Origin of the sequence: Vibrio sp. 99K-1 (assembly GCF_013114585.1) — a bacterium.
In the GTDB taxonomy this organism is placed as follows: Bacteria; Pseudomonadota; Gammaproteobacteria; order Enterobacterales; family Vibrionaceae; genus Vibrio; species Vibrio chagasii_B.
Genome location: NZ_VTXF01000002.1, coordinates 212,678 through 235,976, shown reverse-complemented (window position 1 = coordinate 235,976; position 23,299 = coordinate 212,678). Strand labels below are relative to the sequence as shown.

Genomic DNA, 23,299 nt, shown 5'->3' with positions numbered 1-23,299 from the left:
AACGGCTCTGCATTGTTATTCATGCTGGCTCTAGCAGTTTCGTAAAGGCTGTGTAATCCTACGACCATCTGTCGATTATCTGATATAGGTTATGTTTAGCGTCCCACTGAATAGTTTTGTACATCGTGTGAGTGATAAGAGCCAAGTAATGGCGAACGCTGCTGAGTGTGGATGTCAGTTGAAGCGAGTTCGTCGCTCACGCAATTGGTTACTGGTGGCTCAGGAGCATCAATTGATCGAATTCAAAGCTTTGTTAACTCATGAGAAAGACGGCTGGATAACAGTAGCCATAGACAAGGTGCTGCCTAAACCTGTGGTGTGCTTGGCGTCGCTGTTAGCGGCAACACCTTCGATGACGGTCGCTCAATTGGTGATGGAGTCTGGATGTTCAATGGCTGAAGCACGACGAGCCATTGATGACTATGAAGGGTTATAGATAATTAGAAAAGTACCGAGCAGCAAAAAGCCCGTAACGATATGGCGTTATTTCAGCGCGATATCGTTACGGGCTTTATCATCTGTGTTGCTGTTAAGCGAAGCCATGTGGCTTATGAAGCATTGACTCGATTAAGAGTTCGCTACTTTTACACGAATTGTGTTTTTGCCAAGCTTGGTCATGTGCAGCTTGTCTAGTGCAGTTTTCGCTTCTTCTTGCTCTGGCATTTCAACGAAAGCAAAACCTTTTGAGTAGCCAGTTTCTTGGTCTAATACTAGGTTGCATGCTTTTACTGAACCGAACTCAGAAAATAGTACACGGATGTCTTGCTCTGTTGTTGAGCGAGATAGGTTACGAACTAGAAGTTTCATAATGAACCTTGAATATGAATTTACGTCGCGCATTGTCGCACATTTTGAAGGTCACCCTTACAAAATAATTTAAGATCTCATTTGTTTGGGTAGCCAAAATCTGCGACAGCACTTTGAGTTGTTTGGTGTGATTATTCGTCGTCGAACTGTTTGATGGTGAAGGCGTCTTCGATTCGGTTCAGCTCTTCTTGTTCTTTCTGACGAAGCTCTTCTTGGCGAGCTGTTTTCATCTCATTGAGACGTTTCTTCTCTGACTTGGTCAGGAACTTAACGGCTTTTTTGTTGGTTAATGCGTAAGCAACTACGTCTTCACCTTTTTCTCTGCGCTCGTTTACGCGTTGTGAGAAACGTTCATTGTCGCGAGCTTTACGCTCCGCTGAGGTTAACTTGCTCATGCTTTAAAGCCTTTTTAATTTATCGTGGTAGGGAATCTACACGTGGCGAAACAAAGGGGCATTCATCAGTATGAGGTATCGGCCATTTGTACGCTGGTGGCGCATTTTAGCACAGTGGAGGAGCATGTAGGCATGCTATTCTAGGGATTAAACGAAACAGCCCACAACGTGTCGTCGTGGGCTGGATTCTAAAGTGGGCGATTCAGATCGAATGAAGGGCGAGTTGTCTAAATCTTTTCAATGTACAGGATGACCTCTCCGACCTTAAAGCCAAACTTAGACATCTCGGTCTTATTGAACAATCGTTTTTCATCCATCAAGAACATCCAATCATCCAATGTAACTTCATAGGTACTGCCGTCGACTTCAATTTCTAAATCGTACTTCCAATACAGTGCAGAGCCTTGTGTTTCGCCATATGCGGTTCCTACCACGTCGTTAGCGGTACCTGAGTAGGTGTTGTCGCCGGTTTTTATCAGGTTCCAAATTCGGGTTGAGCGTTCACCATCGGCAAATGAGAACCACTCTTTGATTTCACCGTTGTTGCCTTCCCACGTAGCGATCAGTTTGGCATCAAAACGTCGTAGCAAGTTGCCGGAGCGGTCGAGTACCATACCGTAAGCCATTAACTCGCCATTGAAGAAGGTCTCAAGTTTGAGCTCTGGTGTTGTGTCGACATGATTATCAAGGCTGGCAGAGCCGCAACCTGTTAGCCAACTAAGAGACAGTATTGCTAGAGCAATTTTGATTATTGTTGTTTTTGGATTCATTTATTCAAACCTAATAGTTGTTTGCGTAGGCCCGGTTCGGAGGTGTTTTCAGAGAGCCAGATAGCAAGGAAGGCATCGCCAAATTGTTTGTCTTGAATGACACCGATAGGCTGCTCATCGAAGTAAAAGCGGCTGACGTTATCTTCTGCTACACGAATCGTTAGTGTGCTTCCTGCTTCTACGTTGGGCCACATCGAATAGAGTGGCTTCAACCAGCGTTCGATGTTGCTGTTAGGGTAGCCAAGTTTGTTCCATTGATCTTCGGTCGCTTCGACCAGATCCTTACTGTCTATTGAACGGTAGTACTCTATTTTCAATGCGCGTTCTGAACTAGAAGGTGCGGTGTAGAATTCAGCAGAGTAGAGGGTCCAAAATAGGTAACTCATTTCCCCTTGTCCGCGCTTGTTTAAATCGTCGACAGCAGAGGCGCGCGCTTGCCCAGCAAACAGTAATGCTGCGATTAATAGAGAGAGAGTGAACGCACCTAGAAATGCTATTGTGTAGTGGTTGTTTGCAGTCGTTTGAGTGTTAGATTGGGCACACGCGTGACTCTCAGTGCTCTTTGAGTGGAGCGCCTGTGTCCGTTTGAGTGAGTAAGCCATAAGTCACCTCGTTGTCCTTGCCATTGTCGGTTTCATTAAGTTGGAGTAGGCGGCCACAAGAAGAGGCAAAAATATCCCCCAACTCAACGCAAGGGCAGCAACTACCGATGCATCTGGCCAAGTAGCGAGGAGGGCGCCCGCTTTGATTCCTCCCCAGTAGCTACTAGTACCCGCTACGAACCCTAAGGCGAACAAGATCACTTTTGAGCATTTTAAGAGCCAATTAAGGCTGTGGTTGAAGCTAATCAGGAACATGATCCATAGGCAGACGAGCCACACAGGGAACCATGATTGATTGGCAATGGCAGGGTCGACGGCGAAGACGCCGAAGTGAAGCATGAGGCTATCAAGCAGTAGCCCCAATGGTAATAAAACGAGTATTTTAAGGTCGCTGTGGCGAGTCGGTGATAATAGGAAGTGAATGATCACCAGCAGCGGTGTTACGAACGGGGCTTGAGCGGTGAAGAACGCGCTGCAAACCCAGGTCGCTTGAAACAGAATGAGATTAATAATCCAAAACCGTTTCATCTTTCGCTCCAAAGTAACGAGGTTTTCTTGCGACTAAGTGGTGAGTACTGATCACTCGCTCTTTGAATGCACCTTCACAGTAGCAGAAGTAGAAGGTCCAAAGGCGCTTGAACTCTTCTGAATAGCCCAGTGATTGTAATTCTTCCCAGCTGTTTTGAAAGGCAATATTCCAGTCGTTCAGTGTGCGTGCGTAATGTAGACCGATGTCGTCGATCTCTTGTACGACAAGGTCGGTGCTGGTCGCAAGGTGTTGGGTCATCACTGAGACAGAGGGTAAGCAGCCTCCAGGGAAAATGTATTTTTGAATAAAGTCGACGCCTTTACGGTACTTTTCATAACGCCCATCAGCGATGGTAATCGCTTGAATCAGCATTTTTCCGGAAGGCTTCAACAATGAAGAGCATTTCTCAAAGAAGGTTTGCAGGTATTCATGTCCCACCGCTTCTATCATCTCGATGGAAACCAGCTTATCGTATTCACCCGTTAGGTTGCGATAGTCTTCTTTGAGTAGAGTAATTTTATCGGTTAAGCCGAGCGATTTTACCCGCTGCTCTGCAAGCTCATGTTGTGCGTCTGAAATCGTTGTGGTGGTGACGTGGCAACCATAATGTTGTGCCATGAAGATTGCTAAACCACCCCAGCCAGTGCCAATCTCGACCACGCTATCCGATTCTGAAAGTTCCAAACGCTCACAGATCGTTCTCATTTTGTTCTGCTGTGCTTTCGATAAAGTCAGCGCTTCATCGCTGTAGATCGCCGACGAGTATTGCATCGAACTATCAAGGAATCGCTCGTACAGCTCGTTACCGATGTCGTAGTGGGCCAGAATGTTTCTCTTGGAGCCTTGCTCGGTGTTGGCGTTTTTGCGACGAAGCAGGAGATTCTTAATGCGAGAAATCCACTGAGTTTTGTCGTCTAGCTCATCTAACTGGGCTTGGTTGCGAGCCATAATCTGGATAACGCGGGTTAAGTCTGGACTGGTCCATTTACCATCTATATAGGCTTCGGATGCCCCGATACTGCCGTTGACAACCACGTCTCTAAAAAAGGTCGCATCATGAATCACAATTCGACCTTTCAAATCTGCTTCTCTGTCTCCAAACACCGAATGCTGGTCTCGCTCGATGATTTCTAGCGTTGCAAATTGCAGGCGCTCTAGGACCTTAAAGATTAAAGCTCGATACTTACAGTTGCTTGAAACAGCAACGGCTTTAGCTTGTTGTTCAATGTTGTTGTTTTGTTTTGCAAGCTGTTCCATGTCAACCTCGCTGAGAATTCATTCTGACTTTTTTGCCAACTAAGTTGGGTGGCATTCGTTGATTTGAGCACACTCACAACATAATCGAATATTGGTTTTGGCGCTTAAGGTGTTGAGTCCGGATGCGCCACAAACGGTACTTTTTTCAGGAATAACTTAAGAGCCTGATAATAAATCCCCATCACAACTTTCACCGTCATTGCCGGGATCTTAAAAACCGTTCGTCTAATGTTTGTTTTCGTTACTGACTGTTTAGTCAAAGCTAGTGTCGCATCGAATATTCGTTCGCTTCTGCGGCTTTCGATGTGAACGAGCGTTCGTTTCGCTGGTGGCTTAATTTTCCAAAAATAGGTCATGTTTAAATCCATGAACGGCGAAACGTGAAAATCTTTTTTAACTTTCAACTCTTGGCGCATATCGATCAGATAATAGTGCCTCTCTCGCCAAGGTGTGTTGCTAACCTCGGCCAACATATATCGACACTCGTCTGCTTCGTCGTAACAGAAAAAGCAGTTGATTGGACTAAAGTAAACACCTAAACATCGACATTGAGCAAGCATTGTTACTCGGTTTTCATCAGACCAATCGCCACCAAGTTTTTGTACTTTGGATGCTATACGTTGTTTTAGAGATTTAGGTTCATCGCTAACTGTATTTTCTTCTTTTTCAGCAAGATAATCCGATTCGACAAAGCGAATCGGGTTGTACCAGCGAGTCCCAAACAGCGCACTTCGCTCAGTGGTCTTAGGCAGCTCATCGAGATCTAGCCCCATCATGTAGAGCTGGTAGCTGAACTCATGAGGGATATCACCAAAGCGGCGATGTCTGACGTTTCCCCAATAGATACCGCTGAACTCTTCACTCTGTTCAGATGCTATTTCTGTGTTGGATGCTAGGGTCTCGGTGTTCATTGTGCTGAGCTCGTGCTGAGATCCAGACCAAAGCGCTTGGTTACATCCAATGCGCTATGCACACCATCTTCGTGGAACCCGTTGTACCAATACGCGCCTGCGAAATGCGTATTCTGTTTACCGCAAATGCGGTCACGCTGTTGTTGTGCATTGACTGTGTTGGAGTTCAATACTGGGTGGTGATACACAAAGCTTCGAATGATCTTTTCTGGAGCGATGGCTTCACTCTGGTTTAAGGTCACGCAGAAAGTGTCTTTGCTCTCTATTCCCTGCAGAATATTCATGTTGTAAGTGACACAAGCTGGTCGCTTACTATTACCATCCAGCATGTAGTTCCAACTTGCCCACGCCAGTTTTCTGTCTGGTAGCAAGCTGGTATCGGTATGAAGAACCACTTCATTGCGGCTGTAAGGTATTTCACCTAATACCTCTTTCTCCTCAGGCGTTGCATCGCCTAACAGTGCTAACGTTTGGTCTGAATGGCAGGCGAAAATCACTTCATCAAAGTGCTTTGTTGCACCGTCTTTAAATTCGATAGTCACACCTGTTTCATGACGAGTGACTTGCTGAATCGATGTGTTCAATGCCACCGGCTTGCTTAGGCGAGAAAGGATGATCTCAACATAAGAGCGAGAACCTTTTGGAATCACATACCATTGAGGGCGATTAGCAATATCTAGCAGGCCGTGGTTGTAGAAGAACTGAATGAAGAACTTAAGTTCGAACTCTTCCATCTCTTCAAGGCTTGTTGACCAAATAGCGGCACCCATCGGTAGGATGTAGTGTTGGCTAAAGAAGTCTGAAAATTGGTTATCACGGAGGAAACTGCCAAGGGTAACGTCAGGTGTAAACACATTGCTTTCGAATTGAGCCTTACACAACTTGTTGAATTTCAGAATGTCAGAGATTAATGACCAGAACTGCGGCTTGAAGATATTGCTCCTCTGCGCGAACAGCGAGTTAATGCTGTGACCATTGTATTCAAACTGAGTGGTTGTGTTGTGTACACTGAAGCTCATTTCTGTTGGTTGCTTCTCTACACCCAACTGTTCGAGTAGTTGATTGAAGTTTGGGTAGGTTCGATCGTTGAACACGATGAAGCCAGTATCAATCGAGAACGCCGAGCCTTGATGTTCAATATCAACGGTGGCGGTATGTCCCCCAACGTAGTCGTTTTTCTCGAATACGGTTACGTCGTGGTGTTTGTCTAATATGTGCGCGCAAGTGAGTCCAGAAATGCCTGAACCAATAATGGCGATTTTCTTCATTGTTATACCATCCTTGAAGCGAGTTTTTGCCAAACTGAAGTTGGAAGCATTCTTAATAGCTTCATCAACATGATGAATCGTCTAGGGAAATCGATTTCGCTCTTTCCTTGAGCAATTCCATTAACTATTCGTTGAGTTGCGGCCTCACTACTAATAATCATAGGCATAGCGAAGGTATTTCGCTCGGTTAATGGCGTTTCAACGAAGCCAGGGTGCACAATTGTGACATGAATATTGTGCTTGGCGAGATCAACCGAAAGTGTTCTGCCTAAGTAAGTGAGTGCCGCTTTTGAAGCGCCATAGGCCTCAGCTCGTGGAAGAGGCAAAAAGCTAGCGCTAGAGCTAACTAAAACCAAGCGTCCTCCGGGTTTGATGTTTTTCAACCAAGACTTTAGAGCGTAACCAATAGAGATTAAGTTAATGTTGATGACGCGCTCAAAAAGCTCTGCATCAAAGTTGACTGGATCATCGATGTATTCACAGTCACCCGCATTGAGTATCAGCAGGTCGAGAGGTTTGTCTTGGTCAAGCTCTGGGAAATTGTGGAAATCCGTCAAATCAAAGCACAGTGGTGTGATCGTCGACTCCGCGATGTCACTTTCGTGCGAATCGACTAGAGCCTGTAACTTCTCTTGGCTACGACCACAAGCAATGACGTGATGTCCTTGCTGGGCATAATCGAGAGCGAGTGATTGGCCGATACCTGAGGTCGCGCCTGTTATCATAATATGCATTATCGGCTCGCTCTTTTCTTGATGGATTTGATGGCGCAGCCTAATACCGGAATATGTTCATACAACATAGAGCCGACATCGAGATAGTCTCTATGGTAAATCACTTGATCATCGAGCATTTTTAGGTGGCTGTGGCCTTGCACCTCAATTGGCTTCTGCCCATTAAGTTGCTTGTGTACAAAGTGCATTGTCCAATATACCGATGCTTCTCCGTTGACTTCAAACGTGTGCTCGATGTGAAAGTTACAGCTAGTCACTTGGGTGTAAATGTTGTCGAAGTAGTGAGTTAGCGCTGCAATCCCGCTGACATGATGCAGCGGGTCTTGGAATTCGATATTAGGGTGATAAACCGTCTTTAGCACGTCGAAATTGTCCGTTCCGAGCTCTCGATACATGTTGAGAAAGTTATCAAGCCATAGAGAGTTATCCATAATATTCACTCTAATTATTTGAAAAAGGCTAAGGCTCTCAATCGTGCTTCTTTATGTTCAACGATGGGTTGCCAGTATTCACTGTTTATTCCGTTTTTTGCTATGTAATCATGTGGGAAATGCACATGCTTGTCCGGAATATTTTGCAGCTCTGGTATGTACTTACGGATAAAAATTCCTTTCGGATCAAACTTTTCACTCTGGGTGATCGGATTGAAGATTCGGAAGTAAGGTTGTGCATCACAGCCGGTACTTGAAGCCCACTGCCAGCCACCATTGTTAGCACTAAAATCACCGTCAATTAGGTGATCCATAAAGAAGCGCTCACCCCAACGCCAGTCAATCAACAAGTGTTTAGTTAGAAAGCTAGCGACTACCATTCTTAGCCTGTTGTGCATCCAGCCGGTTTCGACCAGTTGACGCATGGCCGCATCAACCAATGGATACCCCGTTTTTCCTTCACACCAAGCTTTGAAGCTCGGATGATCTTTATACCAATCTAAGCCATTGTATTTCTGCTGGAAGTTAGCCCCTTTAACCAGTTTAGGATGGTGGAACATCAAGTGCTTATAAAAATCTCGCCAAATTAACTCGTTGAGCCAAGAAAAAGCGGGCAGTTGGGTATCAAACAGTAAATCGGGTTGCTGTTGGATGAGCTGAATGGCTAACCATCTTGGGCTTACCGCACCAATCGCTAAGTAAGGCGATAAGCCTGAAGTCCCTTTTACTGAAGGTATGTCTCTCAGGTGAGCGTAGTCGTTGACCTTGTTGGCTAGAAAGTTAGGTATCACATTGCCAAGTACGTCTTGGCTTAGTGGCCAACGGCTTGAGTTGACACGCGGAAAGTCGAAGTCATAGTCACTGACGAGCTTAAACCCTGCCAGAGCTTCAGACAATTGAGTGTTAGGGCTTGCTTTAGAAGGCGCCGCAGTAGGGCTGCATTGAATGCCTTTTGCTTGCACTTCTTTTAACCAAGCGTTTTTAAATGGCGTGAAAACCTTGAACATCTCACCTTGCTGGTTGAGCACACTGCCTAATGGCAGCATTACGTCACAGTCGCTGACCTGAAGGTTTATACCGCTCGATATCAGTTGTTGGTCACGAGCTTGTTCATCGACCTCTGGCTCTGAATTGGCGAAAACAACCTGAGAACCGAGTTGTTGGTACAGCTCGGTCAACTGCTTGGCTTGATCATCAAAATCGGTCGCTTTGAGGTGCAGCAGGGTTATGCCCAAGTCGGCGAGTTCAGCTTCCAGTTGCTTTAAATGACGGAAGATAAAGTCTGCTTTAATCGGAGCAAGGTGATGCTGATGCCACTTTTGTGGTGTTGAAATAAAAACGGCGATTGAAACGCCGTTTTCGATTGCTGAGACGAGGGCTGGATTATCGTGAATACGCAGGTCTCGTCTTATCCATAGAATATCGCTCAATATCCGTATCTCAATTTAAGTTCTTGCGGGTGAGGGTTTAAGTAAACCTGTGACTGCAGGTACTCATTTGGGTATTCCATCAAGTAATGATTGATCAGTGTGAGTGGCACTAACAACGGAATCACGCCCTCTCTGAAAGAAGCAATCTGGTTAGATAACTCTTGCTTGTGAGCACTGCTGAGCTGCTTCTTAAAGTAACCTTGAAGGTGTTGAAGCGTGTTGGCGTGCGTGCCACGGTTTGCATGGTGCGATAATGCCGTCATCAGTCCTTCGATATACTTATCTGCAAGCTCATTTATCTCTAGCTCATTGCCAGCTAGTAATTTACCAAGGCTTTTATAGCCCTCAACGTGATGGCACATTACTAGATACTTGTGGGCGCTATGGAACTGGATAAGCTTGTGTTTAGTAATTCCTTCATCTACTAGGTCTAGCCACTTCTGGTATGTGAACACACGAGTCATGAAGTTTTCGCGCAAAATCGGATCGTTCAGACGACCATTCTCTTCCACAGGCAGCAACGGGTTGCCTTCCATAACCTGCTTCGTGAACATACCAATACCTGTGGATTCAGAGCCGCGGCCATGGTGGTGATACACCTTAACGCGCTCCATGCCGCAAGTTGGACTCTTCTGGCAAACAATGAAACCAGCTATATGCTGGCTGTTCTTTGAGTAACTTTGTCCGAACTCGATCAGTTCTTGAGTTACGTCACCTGACCCGTCTGGGCGGGAAACGTGAATGATATCGTCTAACATCCGTGTCTGACGAATAGTTGGGCGCGGCGTTGGCAATCCAACAGCCATCTCAGGGCATACTGGTTCTAGTTCAACATAGTCTGCAAGATCTTCCGTGCAGAAGCGAGAACGCTTGTGACCAGTATCGAACCGTACTTTATGACCGGCGACACATGCACTAATGCCTATTTTTATTTTTTTATCCATTGGTCAATTCCTTACGCTCGTTGCTCATTATTGTTTTTATATTATGTGATTTATTGCTTATACCAGATTACTTTAGTCCGGTTGTTACTTTTCTACCTAGCCAACGCTGTGCATCTTGTGATCTACTCGGTAAATCATTTTAAACTAGTAAATGTACTTACCTAACGGGTTAAACAATTGGCTTACCCCTTTAGTGAAGTACAAGGCATCACTTGACACTGTCAAACATACACACCCCTCTTTTGTTTCAGGTTGGTGGGTATGGTTGCCGTCTAACCAGATGAAATCGCCTTTGTTGTAGACACCCATCTCATCTTCGAAACTGCCTTCTAACAACAGTGTTATCTCGAAGCCTTTGTGAGTGTGGCAAGGCACCTGACCATCTTTGTCTATGTGCAAAAGACTTGTGTGGTGAGCATCGTCCTCAAAATCGAGTCGTGCGCGAGAAATCTTGCCAAGATTCATCCAATCTTTTCTTGCGATTGAATTCAAAGCACGAGGGATAGTGAACGTGGTGTCAGACACGGTAACTTGTTCTACTTTGGGTTCAACTTCCACCGCCTGAGACAAGTCAGCAGTAATTTGCTCAACCGCATCGAAGTCAAAGTCGATATCGTCATCTAAGAAACTATTCGTAACGTCATTTGAAGCGGCTTGTTGCTCGTCAAATACGTTAGTCGCTGCTTCAGCTGTCAGTTGTCTCACTTGCTCTTGGCAGTGCTCGCATAGCTCTACGTGACTAGACACGATTAAGGACACAGAGTCAGCAAGTGTGCCATCAACAAAGTCTTTCAATATTGCTTCGTTTGGGTGATGTTTAATCATGGCTTTGTTCCCCCATGTGAACCTTAAGTTTGGCTAGAGCGAGTCTTAGACGAGATTTCACGGTTCCAAGCGGGACACCGAGTTGTTGGGCGAGTTGCTCCTGAGAGAGCTCTTGAAAATAAACGCCTTTTACTATGGTTTTCTGAGCAAGAGGTAGCTTCTCGATTTGCGTCATGACGTGGCGACTCATTAAATGATCACCAAACGGCAAATCTTCATTTTGAGATTCCGCTACCATAGCGTCTATCGGCCAAATATCGTCGGCTATCGTTTGCTCTGCTTTTGCTTTGACCTTGCGTAACATGTCGAAGGCTGCATTTCGCATTACGGTGTAGACCCAAGTGGTCGCAGCGCCTTTTTCTTCGTTGTAAAGGTGCGCTTTCTTCCAAACATTGGTCATGGTGTCTTGAACCAATTCATTAGCAGCGGCTTCGCCACCAAGTTTGCTGATTCCAAAACGTTTGATTTTGGGTGCGAAGAACTTGAACAAACAGGTGAATGCCTGCTTGTCTCGTTTTTCTCCCACTGAAATCAACCAGCTTGAGAGCTCTGTAGGTACCTTGTTTTCACTCGGCAATTTGTTGTCGGGAATGATGACATGCTCCTTACCCTTCCCTTTACTTCTGCTTTCCACTTGCATAGTCAGTAACCATCATGCGAATTTGATTGGCACTACGCGCACAGCATAAGTAGGGATCACTTTTGTTTGAATTAATTTTTACTATACAGAATTATAGTGAAAAAAAGTGTTCACTGCCCCGTAATGATTTGATTCAAAAAAGGAACTAGTGAAGGAAAACTCGCAGGTTCTGTAAATTCTGATTTCTTTTCTAACGGGATTGGCATCATCTCGAGCAACCGCGCACAAATCCACTGCGGGCTATCAAAATCTGGGGTCGGGTAGAGCGTTCTGATTGAGTCGTGGTCACGGAACAACTGTACGAGAAATGCAGTAAAGACATTGGGCACATCATAGTCGAGCGCTGGCCAATGGGGTAAATCATGGAATTGGCTTTTAATCAGGCCGTCGCTTTGGCGATGTGAGGAGTGCAACTGCACCAAGTTTTGCCCTTCAACGTCGATCTCCAACAACTGATCATCCGACATATTGAAATCGACAATCGTTACCTTGGTTCCCCACGTACTAAGATGTTCGGACTTTGTGTTGTCTTGCGTCGCGATGATAAAACCTTCGCCTCTGGCAGCGTGCGCCACCATGGTGAGATATTTTTGTTCGAAGATTCTTAGCCTTTGTCTCCCTCCTGGCAAAAGAAAGATGGGTAGGGGGAACACAGCAAGCTCTAGAGAAGACTCTACGGGTTTGTCTGGTTTGGCTTCTGTCCGCGTGATCTTCCCAGTTGAATTCGGCACATAGCACTCCTTAGTTCAAAGATGATTTAGGAGGGTATACGGACTGTTTGAGAGGTTCGATCAATCTAGGTTAGAAGGTGGTTGTTTATTAATCGAAGTTGTTTGGCAAACCAGCTGCAATAGAAGGATATGTTTTTTGTTGCACTTGTTCATAAATTCATCGCTCGTCTCTTCTTTAGTCGATGTCATTAGGTAGTATATGGATAAATAGTGAGCGAGCAGAAAGGGTGAATAGCTGCTTCTTTCTAACTTTCTTCTTTACTTAACATCACATCGAAGGACTGGTCATGATTGTTATTTATGGTATCAAAGAGTGCTTAAACCCGATTAAGCTAGAGCTCTCAAATGTTTTGCAGCAGTGCTTAAATAGTGAGATGGGGTTGCCAGATGACAAGCGTGCGCATCGTTTTGTGCCATTAGAACGAGATGACTTCTTTTACCCAGAAGGGCGAACGCAGGCTTATACCGTTATCGAGATTAATATGATGGAAGGACGCGCTGTTAACACCAAAAAGCGCTTAATTAAGAAGATCTTTTCTGAGATTGAAAAGCAGCTCTCTATTTCTCCGATCGATATTGAAATCACCATTAAAGAGCAGCCTTCACATTGTTGGGGTTTCCGAGGGATGACTGGCGATGAAGCACAAGATCTGAAGTACAAAGTGAACGTCTAGGTTTTGTCTGACGTCTCATTTTGCGTTCCCCAAACAACATTCAGCGGCTTTAAAGTTTGAAGCCGCTGTTGAGTGGGTAAAGCTCTGAACTGTGATAGCGAAGCTGTTAATTATCGTCGCTCTCTTTTAAATATCGATGCCAATTCGCGTTGATGACATCAAAATGCTCTACGCAAAACTCCTTTCTATCTTTCAGGTAGTCGTTTTCTACTTCATCAAGTAAGTTTTTGTAGGCCTCAGGGTCGCTGCCATATACCAAGCATAAGGTTGAGAAGTAGCGCTGTAGGTCGAAGCTGTGCTCATCGATGTATTCACCCAAATCGTAATACTCAGGGCGGTCTTCTGATTCGAAGGCGAACATATCAGCTGCGCTTATCGCTGCATCTGTACCGTGTTCGACATAGTTGATAAGTAGGATGGTAGCTAAATTATCAACCGCATCTTCTTCTTTACCCAGAATGGCAATTTGCTGGTCTTCAATATAGGCATGGCCAGCCTCGTGAATCAGTGTATGGAGCAAGGTATCGATGGCGCCAGTTTGCGCGGATTTCCCATACTCTTTTTCATATTGGTTCTTTTCAAAATAGTTGAGTGATTCGGCGTAGAAGCTGTAAGGAATCAGTACATGATGAGTTTGCGGGTCGTAGAGCGGGCCCTCATCGCCACCGTATTGAATGACCAAAGGCTGTTTGAACAGGAACAACTGATTCGATAGGTCTACCATGGTGTCATTAACGCCACTCTGTTCAATCTCTTGCTTAAGCTGTCTCTCTGCTTCGTCTTGAGGCGCTGAATATTCAATAATCAGATTGTTGTCGAGCATGCTTTCATTAGAGACTTCGCTGGATGCATAACTTGTGGCAAATACAGAGCCAAGGACTAGGCTGTAGGTCAATACTCTTTGTTTCGGTGATGTCATTACGCTTCCTTGTGGTTGATGTCTGAACGGCGGATTAGTGGCATTTTTGTATCGATGGGCTGATAGACAGTTTAGGCTGTTTTTGATTCCAAAGGCTATTTATCAGATAAATTTCGGTTCAGGTAAACCCTTGTGCTATACTCCGCGCCCCAATCCGAATTGGCTTGCTTAATCTTAGGAAATTATTATGAGTGCTAAAAACGAACTTCAACAAATTAACAACCGTTTAGACAAGTGTCGCCATAAGTTAGCGGCTGCTAAAGCTCGTAATGATCGTCCTGTTGTTCGTCAATTTGAAGAAGAAATCAAAAAGCTAACAAAGAAGATTGCCCAGCTTAAGCACAAACAAAGCTACGATGTGAATCAAGAACGTAAGTCGTTGCTTGATATGCCATTTAGCCGCGAAATTACTAAAGCTGAGCAAGCGGATATGGGTAAACTGAAAAAGTCTGTAAAAGGATTAGTCGTTGTTCACCCAATGACGAAGATTGGTAAAGAGCTTCGCATTGAGGTTATGACGGGTTATGCCCCGAAAAAATTCTAATTACCAGCGATGGTAATAAAAGAGGAGCTAGTAATAGCTCCTTTTTGCTTTTTTAGGCATATAGAAAGGGTTAAATCGGCGATCGCATTAGCGGTGAGGTAAATGGATAGGTGTTGATTCTGGTCACAAAACCATTCATCTCCTACTAAAGTTAACTTGTTGCTAACATGACATTCAGCTGACACGCTAGTGTGTTTGGTTTTCTAATCCACAATTTCTCACCAATTTGCACAAATATAGGCAGAGCAACACAAATATTTACAGATAAAACTAGACTCATTAGGGAAGATGAGAACGTAAAACAATAGAGGTTATATGAATCAATTAATTTCAATAGGGCCACTAGAATCTTTCTTAATCGCGATCAGCGTTTTGTTTCTAGGTCATTTTGTAAACGCAAAGCTACCGATTCTCAAAAAGTACAATATCCCAGAGCCCATTGTTGGTGGCTTGATTGTCGCTTTTGCTATTACAGCCCTGCACTTTAACGGCGTTGATCTTGAGTTCTCCTTGCCTTTGCAGAACACATTCATGTTGATGTTCTTCGCGACTGTAGGCCTTGCGGCTAACTACACTCAGCTAATAAAAGGCGGCGCAAAGGTCTTTTTGTTCTTAGCGGTCGCTTCCGTTTACATCATTATCCAGAATGGAGTGGGTGTGACGCTGGCAACGACGCTTGGCCTAGAGCCACTAATGGGTTTGATCGCAGGTTCTATTACGCTGTCTGGTGGTCACGGTACAGGAGCGGCTTGGTCGCAAACCTTTGCTGATACCTACGGCATTGCCAATACACTAGAAATCGCGATGGCTTCGGCAACCTTTGGTTTGATCATTGGCGGTATCATTGGTAGCCCTGTAGCGCAAAAACTGATCGACAAAAACAATCTTGAATCAGAGTACGGCACGGGCACACAAACGCACGAGCGCTTCCCTGAACTGGTGACTTATAACGAGTACGAAGAAGATAAAGTGACAGCCAAGAAGGTAATTGAAGTTTTGTTCATTCTTCTTATCTGTATTACGGGTGCAAGATATCTTGAAGAGTGGGTATCAACCTTTGAAATTTCTTGGTTGATGATTCCTGACTTTGTTTATGCTCTGTTTATCGGTGTGTTCATCACGAACGTTTTTGAAGTGACGAAGCTGCATAAAACCGACAGCGAAACCGTTGATATTTTGGGTACTGTGTCATTGTCTCTATTCTTAGCGATGGCGTTAATGAGCCTGAAACTGTGGAACATCTTCGACCTTGCGATCCCATTTTTGGTGATCTTGAGTGTTCAAGCAGTGGTGCTTGGTCTGTTCTCTTACTTTGTGACGTTTAAAGTGATGGGTTCAAACTACGATGCAGCTGTTATGTCGGGCGGTCACTGTGGTTTCGGCCTAGGCGCAACACCTACAGCGGTAATGAACATGGGCTCTTTGGTGAACCGATTCGGTCCATCACCACAGGCGTTCATGGTGGTGCCAATCGTCGGCGCATTCTTCATTGATATCGTTAACCTGATTATCCTGCAAGGTTACATCTCGTTTATCGGTTAATGTGAACACCTCGCTTAACGCATAAAAAAGCCAGTCTATTGACTGGCTTTTTTCGTTTTGTAGGACGCCGCTTATGTTATTGAGCTTGAGCTATTGAGCTTATGTCATTGAGATTAAGCGGGTGAGCTTGTCTGTAGCTCTTTGAGCAGCGGGAATGCAGCTTTAGTGTGCTCTCCGGTGACGATAAATCCAACCAATTGATTATCTACATTGAAGCCTTTTGCGATAATGCCTTTCGGGTCAAAGCGAGTCTCCCAGCTTTGAGCTGTGTGCAGATCTCGGCCTGCAAGCTGAATCGGGTAGCTTGGGGTCTTCACCTTTGTAATGATATGAGGCAACTTGAGTTTGATGCCAGCTTCCTCGGGCATGTCATCACTCGTAATGAGCTGCTTTGCCAACACATTAGCAGACAAGATCGCGGGCTGGAGATAAGCCATGATACGCCCTTCAATTTCGGCGCAATCACCAATCGCATACACATTGTTAGCACTGGTTTTCATGGTTTGGTCGACAACGATCCCCTTGTTGACGGTGACTCCGGCTTGTGTCGCCAATGTCGTGTTCGGTTTCAGCCCTGCAGCTGCAATCACTGCATCCGTTCGTAACAATCGAGAAGAGGTGGTTTGTAACCTTATATCCTCTTCGAGGTAAGTCGCTCGACAAACGGCAGAGTCTGTTTCCACTGTCACACCTGCTTTTCTTAACACTTGCTCCAATTCTAGAGAAACGAAAGGTGGCACCAAGCTGCTCAATAGATAGCTCGCGGGTTCGATGATCGTGACATCTTTTCCTGCGATTTGGAGGTCAAAGGCAAGCTCGACTCCGATTAGGCCGCCACCAATCACAGTGACACGATGAGCATTATCGATCTTCGCTTTGTGCTTTTCAAACTCCTCCAGACTATTGAGCGTAATTGTCGCATCGTGTTTTAGCCCTTTTGCTGGTGGAATAAATGGTGTTGCTCCCGTTGCTAATACCAACTTCGAATAGTGAATGGTGTCATCGCCGACATGAACACATTGTTGCTCAATATCGATTTCTCTGACCAGTGCTTTGGTCTTGATAACCAAGTTGTACTGCTCAGCCAACTGTTGAGCGTTATGCATTGAGAGTGTCTCTGGCGTTTGCGCCTGACTAAACGCATGCGAAAGATTTGGCTTACTGTACTCAACCCCCGAATCTGCCGTGATCATGGTGATCGCGATATCTTGGTCGAGTTTACGTACCATCTTTATAGTTTGTAGGGCAGCGAAACCGCCACCCACAATCACAATGTTCGACATGTTACTTCTCCACAAATACTTCTTTGCCTAAATGGCACTCAGGGCAAAGGAAGTCATCAGGTACTTTTGCCCAAGGTGTCCCTGGTTCAACACCTTGGTACGGTTCACCTAATTGTGGGTCGTATACCCATTCACAAACCGTGCAACGCCAGCATGTGCAGTCTGCACTGTGGACAGGCTTATCTTGCGTTTGTTCTAGGTTCTGTTCTGCTGTGTCTTTTAGCTCTGTTGGGGAGATTGTTGGTGCTGATTCTATGGGCTGAACGTTGCGCTCCACTTGCTTAGGTTGGCTAACCTCGGTTTCATCGGCGCGCCAAACCTCAGCCAGTGTCATGCCGTAATCGATGCACTGACGAAGGGCATCTGTGTCTGGTTTCCAGTGGATGTGTTGTGGTGCACTGACTTCGAAATTGGCTTCACGTAGGCGCGCATCGATGCGTTTTACTGCGCCACCTGTCCAACCTGAAGACCCGAAGGCTGCGGCTCTTTTTTCTGCAAAGCGTAATCCGTGTATCTCTTCAAGCAAGGCTGCGATCTGCGGCATCATTACGTTGTTCATGGTTGATGAGCCAACGAGCACGCCCTTTGAGCGGAAGATATTAGCTAGGATGTCGTTTTTATCGTGCTTTGAAACGTTGAACACTTTAATGGCTGTTTCTGGGCTGCCTTTACGAATCCCTTTCGCAATGGCATCGGCCATCATGCGAGTGTTGTTCGACATGGTGTCGTACACAATCGTGATTCGGTCTTCTTTGTAGGCTTTCGACCATTCGTAGTATTGCTCTACGATCTGGGTGGCGTTGTCGCGCCAAATACAGCCATGAGAAGTGGCGATAACATCGATCGGTACACCTAAACTCAATACTTCTTCGATCTTAGCTTTCACTAGTGGTGCAAACGGCGTCAGGATGTTCGAGAAGTAACGCAGACATTGTTCGTGCAGTTCAACTTGGTCTAGCTGGTCGTTAAATAGGCTCTCATCACAGTAGTGTTGACCGAATGCATCATTACTGAATAGGATTTCATCGCCAGTCAGGTAGGTGGCCATTGAGTCTGGCCAGTGCAGCATTTTCATCTCAACAAAGATAAGTTGCTTACCATTACCGATATCCAGTGTGTCGCCAGTTTTTACCGTTCTGAAGTTCCAGTCTGGCTGGTGATGATGGCCGACAATCGAGTTCACACCCGCTTCTGTACAGTAGACAGGCGTATTAGGGATCTTAGCAAGTAGCGCGGCAAGGGCACCTGAGTGGTCTTCTTCGGCATGCTGACAAATGATGTAGTCGATGTCGTTGATGTCGATTTCCATCTCAAGGTTTGCAAGGAATGGTTCCGTAAAGCGGTGATCAACGGTATCTACAAGCACCGTTTTCTCTTCACGGATCAGGTATGAGTTATAACTGGTACCTTTATTCATGTGGTATTCCTTACCGTGGAAGTACTCGGTTTCCCAGTCGTGAATGCCAACCCAGTGAACATTTGATTTAACGTGAATAGTCATAATGATAGTACCTTATTTTAATATCTAAGGTCATCATTGCACTAGTTGTGCCGTATTTTTAAGCTGTTGTTTTTAATGCGCTTGTTTGGTTTTTGAGTTTAATATTGTGTCTTTATGACATTTTTGCTCCTGTAATCAATATGAAACTTAAGAGTCTATTTAACACTGTGGTTAATCAAATGCAGATTAATCGCTAAAAGGCGCGCATAAAAAAGGCCAGACGAAAGTCTGGCCAAATAAAGCAGTGCAATTTATTTGTTAGTTTTTAAAGCGTAGTCACGACTTCATCAAGAGCTAGACGCGCTTTTGGTTTACCGTGGTTGTAGTCTTCGCCGTCTTTGTGATAACCGATAGCCAAGGCTACGTCAACAACGTGACCTTCTAGCTCTTCCGAAAATTCTTCGCTGATCATCGCTGCGTCTACGCCTTCCATAGGCGTTGAAGCGATACCAAGACGAGCAAGTGTGTGTAGTGTGTTACCCAGTGCAATGTACACTTGAGACTTAGTCCAGTTACCGTTGAAACCTGTTTCGTCAGTGTTCATTTCTGCGAATGCGTAAGCACCTAAGAATTGCTCGTACATTTCAGCTGGTAGGTGACCAGAGCTTACTTCTGTATCTGCGCGTTTCGCGAATTTCTCTTTAGTGTATTTAGGATCGTGAGCAAACAGGATTGTGTGTGACGCTTCTTTCGCATGTGGCTGGTTAAACTGGAACATGTTCTCGAAAGTATTGTGGAAGCGCTGTTTTGCTTCGTCGCTCTCAATGATGATGAATTTCCAAGGCTGAGAGTTGATAGAAGAAGCTGACAAACGAAGTGCTTCTTTGATTACTTCCATGTCTTCCGCAGAGATGCGTTTTTCTGCATCGTATTTTTTAGCTGTGTAACGAGTGTTTAGATCAGTAATGATTGGATGAGTCATGTTGAATCCTAATATCTATTAATAATAAATGTCGTAGGGTGTTATGTTCGGTAACGTCAACAATAAACAGATAACGCATTTAAACGAATCTCAATAGATTGAACGTCTAAATAGTTATCGAACATGCCCCAATTAATCGAGTATCTGCGGTAGCTCAAGTCGATGGAGGTAAGATAATAGAAGAATGACTTGGGAAAAATAGCGAACATATCAAATCACTATGGTAAATAATGTCCATAATAAGTGATTAAGTGTGATCTTGATGTGTTATGGCGCGCTAAGATCAGTTGCTTAGTACGCCTTTATGCCATATTGACGCAATAATGGTGGAAGTACGCTGTCTAGGTTTGGAATATCTTCTGGTGTGATTTCGATTAAGCCAAAACCATACTCGGCATAGATTTTTCTCGTAGCTTCACGCTTTTCCTCGGCGATTGGTGCAGAGTCGGTTCCCCAAAATTGAATGTACACCTTGCCACTTGGCAGATAAAAATCACTGATCACTTCTTTTGATATTGGCAGCGGACGCTCGTATGCATGAACTACACCCGCCATATAAAGCCAGTTATCGATGATCAGCTCTCCTTTTGAACGAACATAGTGCCCATCCAAGGTTCTGTGCTTGGCCTCGAACTTTTGGCGAAAGCTAGAAAACGACACATCGGTAGAATGGCTTTCTGCATCGTGTCCCAAGAACTCGACAACAGATTGCTTTAAACGTTTATTGCGAATCAATGAGTCGTGCCATACCACAAATAGGTTCTGTGTGGTTTTATCTTCTCTCTGTTCCCCGCCCGCTTTTAAACCTGTAGAGGTGACATGCCAACCGTCTTCTTCTCTTGTTATCCATCCAAGTTCATTGAGCAAGAGATTGATCTTTTTTGCACTGAGCTTGAAAGCACTGCCAAGCTGAGTCGCGGTGAGTGTTTTTCCAGAGAAGGAGTCCAAGTCGATAAGCAGTTTTTCTGGCCATACAATAAAGACACCAAACTTTTTGTGTTGTACATACTCCCCACCAAAGCTTTCTCCTCGCTCTGTCAGTATCCAGCGATCCTGTGAACGTACAATATAGCCGGCCGTTTTTAGATCACTAAACAGGACTTTGGCTTCTATGCCTTTTTGTTTAGCGAGAGCTGATGTGGAGATCTTGTCTGACATAGCCTTCTCTTAAGTCGTCACCTGACAACTAGATGGTGTGGGGTAGGTATTCAACCAAAACAAGTGATTAGAATAACACATCTACTTCGCGTAATTCCTTTTCTGATTGCCCATGTGTTTTTAGTTTAATTGGGGGAAGCGTTCTCCAAAACAGCATCAAGAAAGTCCTTCAATACTTTCTGTAATTAAATTACAGAAAGTGAGGTTTAACCCCTCTGGTTGCATATAAATCCCACTAGGAATGGCGTTCCTTCATACATGGTTTATAGTTTTTAAGATGTATCTTTTATTAAATGTGATTTATATCACTATTTATTTTTATCGGTCGAACCATGGAGTGTGATCTTGATCGTGAGTTAATGATAATTGTTCTCACTTATTTTGCTTTGTAATTTAAATTCATGACATTTTTGTGATCTAAAGCATCACCATTAACCCGAAAGTGTTTTTTGTGTGTGATGCTTGTCACTAAAGTTGGGCTGGAGTGCATTTTGGAAATGTTGTGATACATTTTAATCAACTTTTGAGCACACACTTTCGGTCATTTGACCAACCAATACACTACGGGGTTCTACCTATGTTATCACCAGAAGCAAAAATCAAGGTTCAAAACTTTGGTCGTTTCTTATCCAATATGGTAATGCCAAACATCGGCGCATTCATTGCGTGGGGTTTCATTACAGCACTATTCATCCCAACAGGTTGGTGGCCTAACGAAACGTTAGCATCAATGGTTGGTCCTATGATCACTTACTTGCTGCCATTATTGATTGGTTACACCGGTGGTAAGATGGTTGGTGGTGACCGCGGCGCGGTAGTAGGTGCCATCACAACAATGGGTGTTATCGTTGGTACTGACATCCCTATGTTCATGGGTGCAATGATTGTTGGTCCACTAGGTGGTATCGCAATCAAGAAATTCGATGAAGCTGTTCACGGTAAAGTGAAGAGTGGTTTCGAAATGCTAGTGAACAACTTCTCTGCGGGTATCATCGGCATGATCTGTGCGATCATCGCGTTCATCGTGATTGGTCCTGCGGTTAAGATTCTGTCTGGCGGACTTGCGGCTGGTGTAAACGCAATGGTAGAAGCGGGTGCACTACCTCTAGCATCTATCTTTGTTGAACCGGCGAAAATTCTATTCCTAAATAACGCAATCAACCACGGTATCTTCTCTCCACTAGGTATCCAGCAATCTGAAGAGATGGGTCGCTCGATCTTCTTCCTAATCGAAGCAAACCCAGGTCCTGGTCTAGGTCTACTACTTGCTTACATGGTATTTGGTAAAGGCAGCGCGAAACAATCTGCTGCGGGTGCATCTATTATCCACTTCCTAGGTGGTATCCACGAAATTTACTTCCCATACGTTCTTATGAACCCACGTCTAATCCTTGCGGTAATCGCAGGTGGTATGGCTGGTGTATTCACTAACGTAATGTTCAGCTCTGGCCTAATCTCTCCAGCATCTCCTGGTTCTATCTTCGCGATTCTGTTGATGACACCAAAAGGCTCTTACATCGGCGTGATTCTATCGGTTATCGCAGCAACGGCAGTATCGTTTGTTGTAGCGTCAATCCTTCTTAAAACATCAGCGCAAGATGATGAGGAAGATTCACTAGAGAAAGCATCAGCACAAATGAAAGACATGAAAGCGTCTTCTAAAGGTGCAGCAACGGGTGCAGACATCAACCTAGCTGACGTGAAAGCAGTATACGTAGCATGTGATGCGGGTATGGGTTCAAGTGCAATGGGTGCTGGTCTACTTCGTAAGAAAGTCGATGCAGCGGGCCTAAATATCACGGTAACTAACTATGCAATCAACAACCTACCAGCTGATTCACAAATTGTTATTACGCATAAAGATTTAACAGACCGTGCACGTAAAACCATTCCTGGTGCAATGCACATGTCTCTGAACAACTTCTTAGATGGCGCAGTATACGACAACCTAGTAGCAGAACTTGTCGATGCTCAAAGTGGTGAAGCGAAGGTAGAAGCTCCGGCTCCTGCAGCAGCACCAACTCAAGAAGGCAACAAGCTTGCACTGACTAATGACAGCATTTTCCTTGGCCTTAAAGCGACTCAGAAAGAAGACGCTATCAAGTTTGCTGGCGACCAATTAGTGAAGCTTGGCAATGTATCACCAGAATACGTAGATGGCATGTTTGCTCGTGAAGAGCTTGTATCTACTTACCTAGGCGAGTCTATCGCAGTACCACACGGCACAATCGAAGCGAAACAATATGTACAAAAAACCGGCATCGTATTCTGTCAGTACCCTGAAGGTATTCAGTGGGGTGAAGATGAAGACGATATCGCGAAGATGGTTATCGGTATTGCCGCACAAGGCGATGAGCACAACATGGTGCTGATGGCTATTACCAATTCACTTGATGATGAAGACGCTGTGGAATGCCTACAGAACACAACAAACCCTGCTGATGTTCTACGCATTCTCAACGGAAACTAAAAAGCTCTAGTC

25 protein-coding genes are annotated in these 23,299 nt (G+C 44.8%); 5 read left to right on the top strand and 20 right to left on the bottom strand.

The features are described 5' to 3' along the window. Positions 1–91: 91 nt before the first annotated feature. A complete protein-coding gene (locus F0228_RS02985; protein ID WP_061032887.1) occupies positions 92–436 on the top strand; it encodes a ribosome recycling factor family protein in 345 nt (114 codons plus the stop codon). Positions 437–567: 131 nt separating this feature from the next. On the opposite strand, the gene F0228_RS02980 is transcribed toward F0228_RS02985, so the two are convergent. The 15 genes from F0228_RS02980 to F0228_RS02910 all read right to left on the bottom strand — a co-directional run bounded on the left by F0228_RS02980 (position 568) and on the right by F0228_RS02910 (position 12,274). Beyond that, on the bottom strand, positions 568–807 hold the full coding sequence (locus tag F0228_RS02980) for an RNA-binding protein (protein ID WP_004736983.1): 240 nt from the start codon (positions 805–807) through the stop codon (positions 568–570). Positions 808–938: 131 nt separating this feature from the next. Further along, entirely contained in the window at positions 939–1,202 is a 264-nt protein-coding gene (locus F0228_RS02975) for a DNA polymerase III subunit epsilon (protein ID WP_171761880.1), read from the bottom strand. Between the two features lie 227 nt (positions 1,203–1,429). Continuing rightward, a complete protein-coding gene (locus tag F0228_RS02970) occupies positions 1,430–1,972 on the bottom strand; it encodes a DUF3833 domain-containing protein (protein ID WP_171761879.1) in 543 nt (180 codons plus the stop codon). Continuing rightward, positions 1,969–2,574, bottom strand: coding sequence for a chalcone isomerase family protein (locus F0228_RS02965; protein WP_171761878.1), 606 nt, complete (start codon positions 2,572–2,574; stop codon positions 1,969–1,971). Before F0228_RS02965 ends, F0228_RS02970 begins: the two co-directional genes overlap by 4 nt. Before the next feature lie 3 nt (positions 2,575–2,577). Then, positions 2,578–3,102 carry a DUF2878 domain-containing protein gene (locus F0228_RS02960; protein ID WP_102424274.1) on the bottom strand — a complete coding sequence of 175 codons (525 nt, stop codon included), beginning with the start codon at positions 3,100–3,102 and terminating at the stop codon, positions 2,578–2,580. Next, positions 3,080–4,360: a cyclopropane-fatty-acyl-phospholipid synthase family protein gene (locus tag F0228_RS02955; protein WP_171730339.1), complete on the bottom strand. Its 1,281-nt coding sequence runs from the start codon at positions 4,358–4,360 to the stop codon at positions 3,080–3,082. The genes F0228_RS02960 and F0228_RS02955 overlap by 23 nt, the downstream gene beginning before the upstream one ends. Positions 4,361–4,464: 104 nt before the next feature. Further along, positions 4,465–5,271 (bottom strand): DUF1365 domain-containing protein, encoded by an 807-nt coding sequence (locus F0228_RS02950; RefSeq protein WP_171761877.1) that lies wholly within the window; start codon positions 5,269–5,271, stop codon positions 4,465–4,467. Then, on the bottom strand, positions 5,268–6,539 hold the full coding sequence (locus F0228_RS02945) for an FAD-dependent oxidoreductase (protein WP_105058681.1): 1,272 nt from the start codon (positions 6,537–6,539) through the stop codon (positions 5,268–5,270). Before F0228_RS02945 ends, F0228_RS02950 begins: the two co-directional genes overlap by 4 nt. A 2-nt stretch (positions 6,540–6,541) precedes the next feature. After that, the gene (locus tag F0228_RS02940; protein WP_171761876.1) at positions 6,542–7,273 is read right to left on the bottom strand and encodes an SDR family NAD(P)-dependent oxidoreductase; all 732 of its coding nucleotides are present in this window, start codon (positions 7,271–7,273) and stop codon (positions 6,542–6,544) included. Further along, positions 7,273–7,704: a nuclear transport factor 2 family protein gene (locus F0228_RS02935; protein WP_004736993.1), complete on the bottom strand. Its 432-nt coding sequence runs from the start codon at positions 7,702–7,704 to the stop codon at positions 7,273–7,275. The genes F0228_RS02940 and F0228_RS02935 overlap by 1 nt, the downstream gene beginning before the upstream one ends. A 14-nt stretch (positions 7,705–7,718) precedes the next feature. Then, the gene (gene phrB / locus F0228_RS02930) at positions 7,719–9,134 is read right to left on the bottom strand and encodes a deoxyribodipyrimidine photo-lyase (protein ID WP_171761875.1); all 1,416 of its coding nucleotides are present in this window, start codon (positions 9,132–9,134) and stop codon (positions 7,719–7,721) included. Continuing rightward, positions 9,131–10,078 carry a DUF1722 domain-containing protein gene (locus F0228_RS02925; RefSeq protein ID WP_171761874.1) on the bottom strand — a complete coding sequence of 316 codons (948 nt, stop codon included), beginning with the start codon at positions 10,076–10,078 and terminating at the stop codon, positions 9,131–9,133. The genes phrB and F0228_RS02925 overlap by 4 nt, the downstream gene beginning before the upstream one ends. Positions 10,079–10,222: 144 nt before the next feature. Next, on the bottom strand, positions 10,223–10,903 hold the full coding sequence (locus F0228_RS02920) for a ChrR family anti-sigma-E factor (RefSeq protein WP_061032898.1): 681 nt from the start codon (positions 10,901–10,903) through the stop codon (positions 10,223–10,225). Then, positions 10,896–11,543, bottom strand: coding sequence for a sigma-70 family RNA polymerase sigma factor (locus F0228_RS02915; RefSeq protein ID WP_171761873.1), 648 nt, complete (start codon positions 11,541–11,543; stop codon positions 10,896–10,898). The genes F0228_RS02920 and F0228_RS02915 overlap by 8 nt, the downstream gene beginning before the upstream one ends. Positions 11,544–11,653: 110 nt before the next feature. Beyond that, on the bottom strand, positions 11,654–12,274 hold the full coding sequence (locus F0228_RS02910) for an LON peptidase substrate-binding domain-containing protein (protein ID WP_105058683.1): 621 nt from the start codon (positions 12,272–12,274) through the stop codon (positions 11,654–11,656). Positions 12,275–12,561: 287 nt separating this feature from the next. Here F0228_RS02910 and F0228_RS02905 point away from each other — a divergent pair, with 287 nt between their 5' ends. Further along, positions 12,562–12,948, top strand: a complete 387-nt coding sequence (locus F0228_RS02905; RefSeq protein ID WP_004736999.1) for a tautomerase family protein — start codon at positions 12,562–12,564, stop codon at positions 12,946–12,948. 106 nt (positions 12,949–13,054) lie between these two features. Here F0228_RS02905 and F0228_RS02900 read toward each other — a convergent pair whose 3' ends face one another. Next, positions 13,055–13,867, bottom strand: coding sequence for a DUF4344 domain-containing metallopeptidase (locus F0228_RS02900; RefSeq protein ID WP_116871075.1), 813 nt, complete (start codon positions 13,865–13,867; stop codon positions 13,055–13,057). A 187-nt stretch (positions 13,868–14,054) separates the two neighbouring features. Between F0228_RS02900 and F0228_RS02895 the strand changes: the two genes are divergently transcribed. Both F0228_RS02895 and gltS read left to right on the top strand, forming a co-directional pair. Then, on the top strand, positions 14,055–14,411 hold the full coding sequence (locus F0228_RS02895; protein WP_061032902.1) for a YibL family ribosome-associated protein: 357 nt from the start codon (positions 14,055–14,057) through the stop codon (positions 14,409–14,411). A gap of 315 nt (positions 14,412–14,726) precedes the next feature. Next, positions 14,727–15,953: a sodium/glutamate symporter gene (gene gltS, locus F0228_RS02890; RefSeq protein ID WP_061032903.1), complete on the top strand. Its 1,227-nt coding sequence runs from the start codon at positions 14,727–14,729 to the stop codon at positions 15,951–15,953. Positions 15,954–16,066: 113 nt separating this feature from the next. Here the strand turns inward: gltS and norW are convergent, their stop codons facing one another. From norW to F0228_RS02870, 4 genes are all read right to left on the bottom strand, one after another. Beyond that, positions 16,067–17,236, bottom strand: a complete 1,170-nt coding sequence (gene norW / locus F0228_RS02885; RefSeq protein WP_171761872.1) for an NADH:flavorubredoxin reductase NorW — start codon at positions 17,234–17,236, stop codon at positions 16,067–16,069. 1 nt (position 17,237) lies between these two features. Further along, entirely contained in the window at positions 17,238–18,737 is a 1,500-nt protein-coding gene (gene norV, locus F0228_RS02880; protein WP_171761871.1) for an anaerobic nitric oxide reductase flavorubredoxin, read from the bottom strand. Positions 18,738–19,002: 265 nt separating this feature from the next. Further along, a complete protein-coding gene (locus F0228_RS02875) occupies positions 19,003–19,659 on the bottom strand; it encodes an NAD(P)H-dependent oxidoreductase (RefSeq protein ID WP_171761870.1) in 657 nt (218 codons plus the stop codon). Between the two features lie 291 nt (positions 19,660–19,950). Continuing rightward, complete coding sequence (locus F0228_RS02870; RefSeq protein WP_171761869.1) at positions 19,951–20,817, bottom strand: glycerol kinase; 867 nt, start codon at positions 20,815–20,817, stop codon at positions 19,951–19,953. A gap of 577 nt (positions 20,818–21,394) precedes the next feature. Here F0228_RS02870 and F0228_RS02865 point away from each other — a divergent pair. Beyond that, positions 21,395–23,287, top strand: a complete 1,893-nt coding sequence (locus F0228_RS02865; RefSeq protein ID WP_105058689.1) for a PTS mannitol transporter subunit IICBA — start codon at positions 21,395–21,397, stop codon at positions 23,285–23,287. Positions 23,288–23,299: the final 12 nt, after the last annotated feature.

Coding starts and splice junctions, on each gene's coding strand:
- F0228_RS02965 (WP_171761878.1), bottom strand. CDS start 2,574: ATGGCTTACTCACTCAAACGGACACAGGCGCTCCACTCAAAGAGCACT.
- F0228_RS02865 (WP_105058689.1), top strand. CDS start 21,395: ATGTTATCACCAGAAGCAAAAATCAAGGTTCAAAACTTTGGTCGTTTC.
- F0228_RS02900 (WP_116871075.1), bottom strand. CDS start 13,867: ATGACATCACCGAAACAAAGAGTATTGACCTACAGCCTAGTCCTTGGC.
- F0228_RS02870 (WP_171761869.1), bottom strand. CDS start 20,817: ATGTCAGACAAGATCTCCACATCAGCTCTCGCTAAACAAAAAGGCATA.
- gltS (WP_061032903.1), top strand. CDS start 14,727: ATGAATCAATTAATTTCAATAGGGCCACTAGAATCTTTCTTAATCGCG.
- F0228_RS02935 (WP_004736993.1), bottom strand. CDS start 7,704: ATGGATAACTCTCTATGGCTTGATAACTTTCTCAACATGTATCGAGAG.
- F0228_RS02985 (WP_061032887.1), top strand. CDS start 92: ATGTTTAGCGTCCCACTGAATAGTTTTGTACATCGTGTGAGTGATAAG.
- F0228_RS02940 (WP_171761876.1), bottom strand. CDS start 7,273: ATGCATATTATGATAACAGGCGCGACCTCAGGTATCGGCCAATCACTC.
- norW (WP_171761872.1), bottom strand. CDS start 17,236: ATGTCGAACATTGTGATTGTGGGTGGCGGTTTCGCTGCCCTACAAACT.
- F0228_RS02875 (WP_171761870.1), bottom strand. CDS start 19,659: ATGACTCATCCAATCATTACTGATCTAAACACTCGTTACACAGCTAAA.
- F0228_RS02925 (WP_171761874.1), bottom strand. CDS start 10,078: ATGGATAAAAAAATAAAAATAGGCATTAGTGCATGTGTCGCCGGTCAT.
- F0228_RS02915 (WP_171761873.1), bottom strand. CDS start 11,543: ATGCAAGTGGAAAGCAGAAGTAAAGGGAAGGGTAAGGAGCATGTCATC.
- F0228_RS02945 (WP_105058681.1), bottom strand. CDS start 6,539: ATGAAGAAAATCGCCATTATTGGTTCAGGCATTTCTGGACTCACTTGC.
- F0228_RS02895 (WP_061032902.1), top strand. CDS start 14,055: ATGAGTGCTAAAAACGAACTTCAACAAATTAACAACCGTTTAGACAAG.
- F0228_RS02920 (WP_061032898.1), bottom strand. CDS start 10,903: ATGATTAAACATCACCCAAACGAAGCAATATTGAAAGACTTTGTTGAT.
- norV (WP_171761871.1), bottom strand. CDS start 18,737: ATGACTATTCACGTTAAATCAAATGTTCACTGGGTTGGCATTCACGAC.
- F0228_RS02970 (WP_171761879.1), bottom strand. CDS start 1,972: ATGAATCCAAAAACAACAATAATCAAAATTGCTCTAGCAATACTGTCT.
- F0228_RS02950 (WP_171761877.1), bottom strand. CDS start 5,271: ATGAACACCGAGACCCTAGCATCCAACACAGAAATAGCATCTGAACAG.
- F0228_RS02905 (WP_004736999.1), top strand. CDS start 12,562: ATGATTGTTATTTATGGTATCAAAGAGTGCTTAAACCCGATTAAGCTA.
- F0228_RS02955 (WP_171730339.1), bottom strand. CDS start 4,360: ATGGAACAGCTTGCAAAACAAAACAACAACATTGAACAACAAGCTAAA.
- F0228_RS02980 (WP_004736983.1), bottom strand. CDS start 807: ATGAAACTTCTAGTTCGTAACCTATCTCGCTCAACAACAGAGCAAGAC.
- F0228_RS02975 (WP_171761880.1), bottom strand. CDS start 1,202: ATGAGCAAGTTAACCTCAGCGGAGCGTAAAGCTCGCGACAATGAACGT.
- F0228_RS02960 (WP_102424274.1), bottom strand. CDS start 3,102: ATGAAACGGTTTTGGATTATTAATCTCATTCTGTTTCAAGCGACCTGG.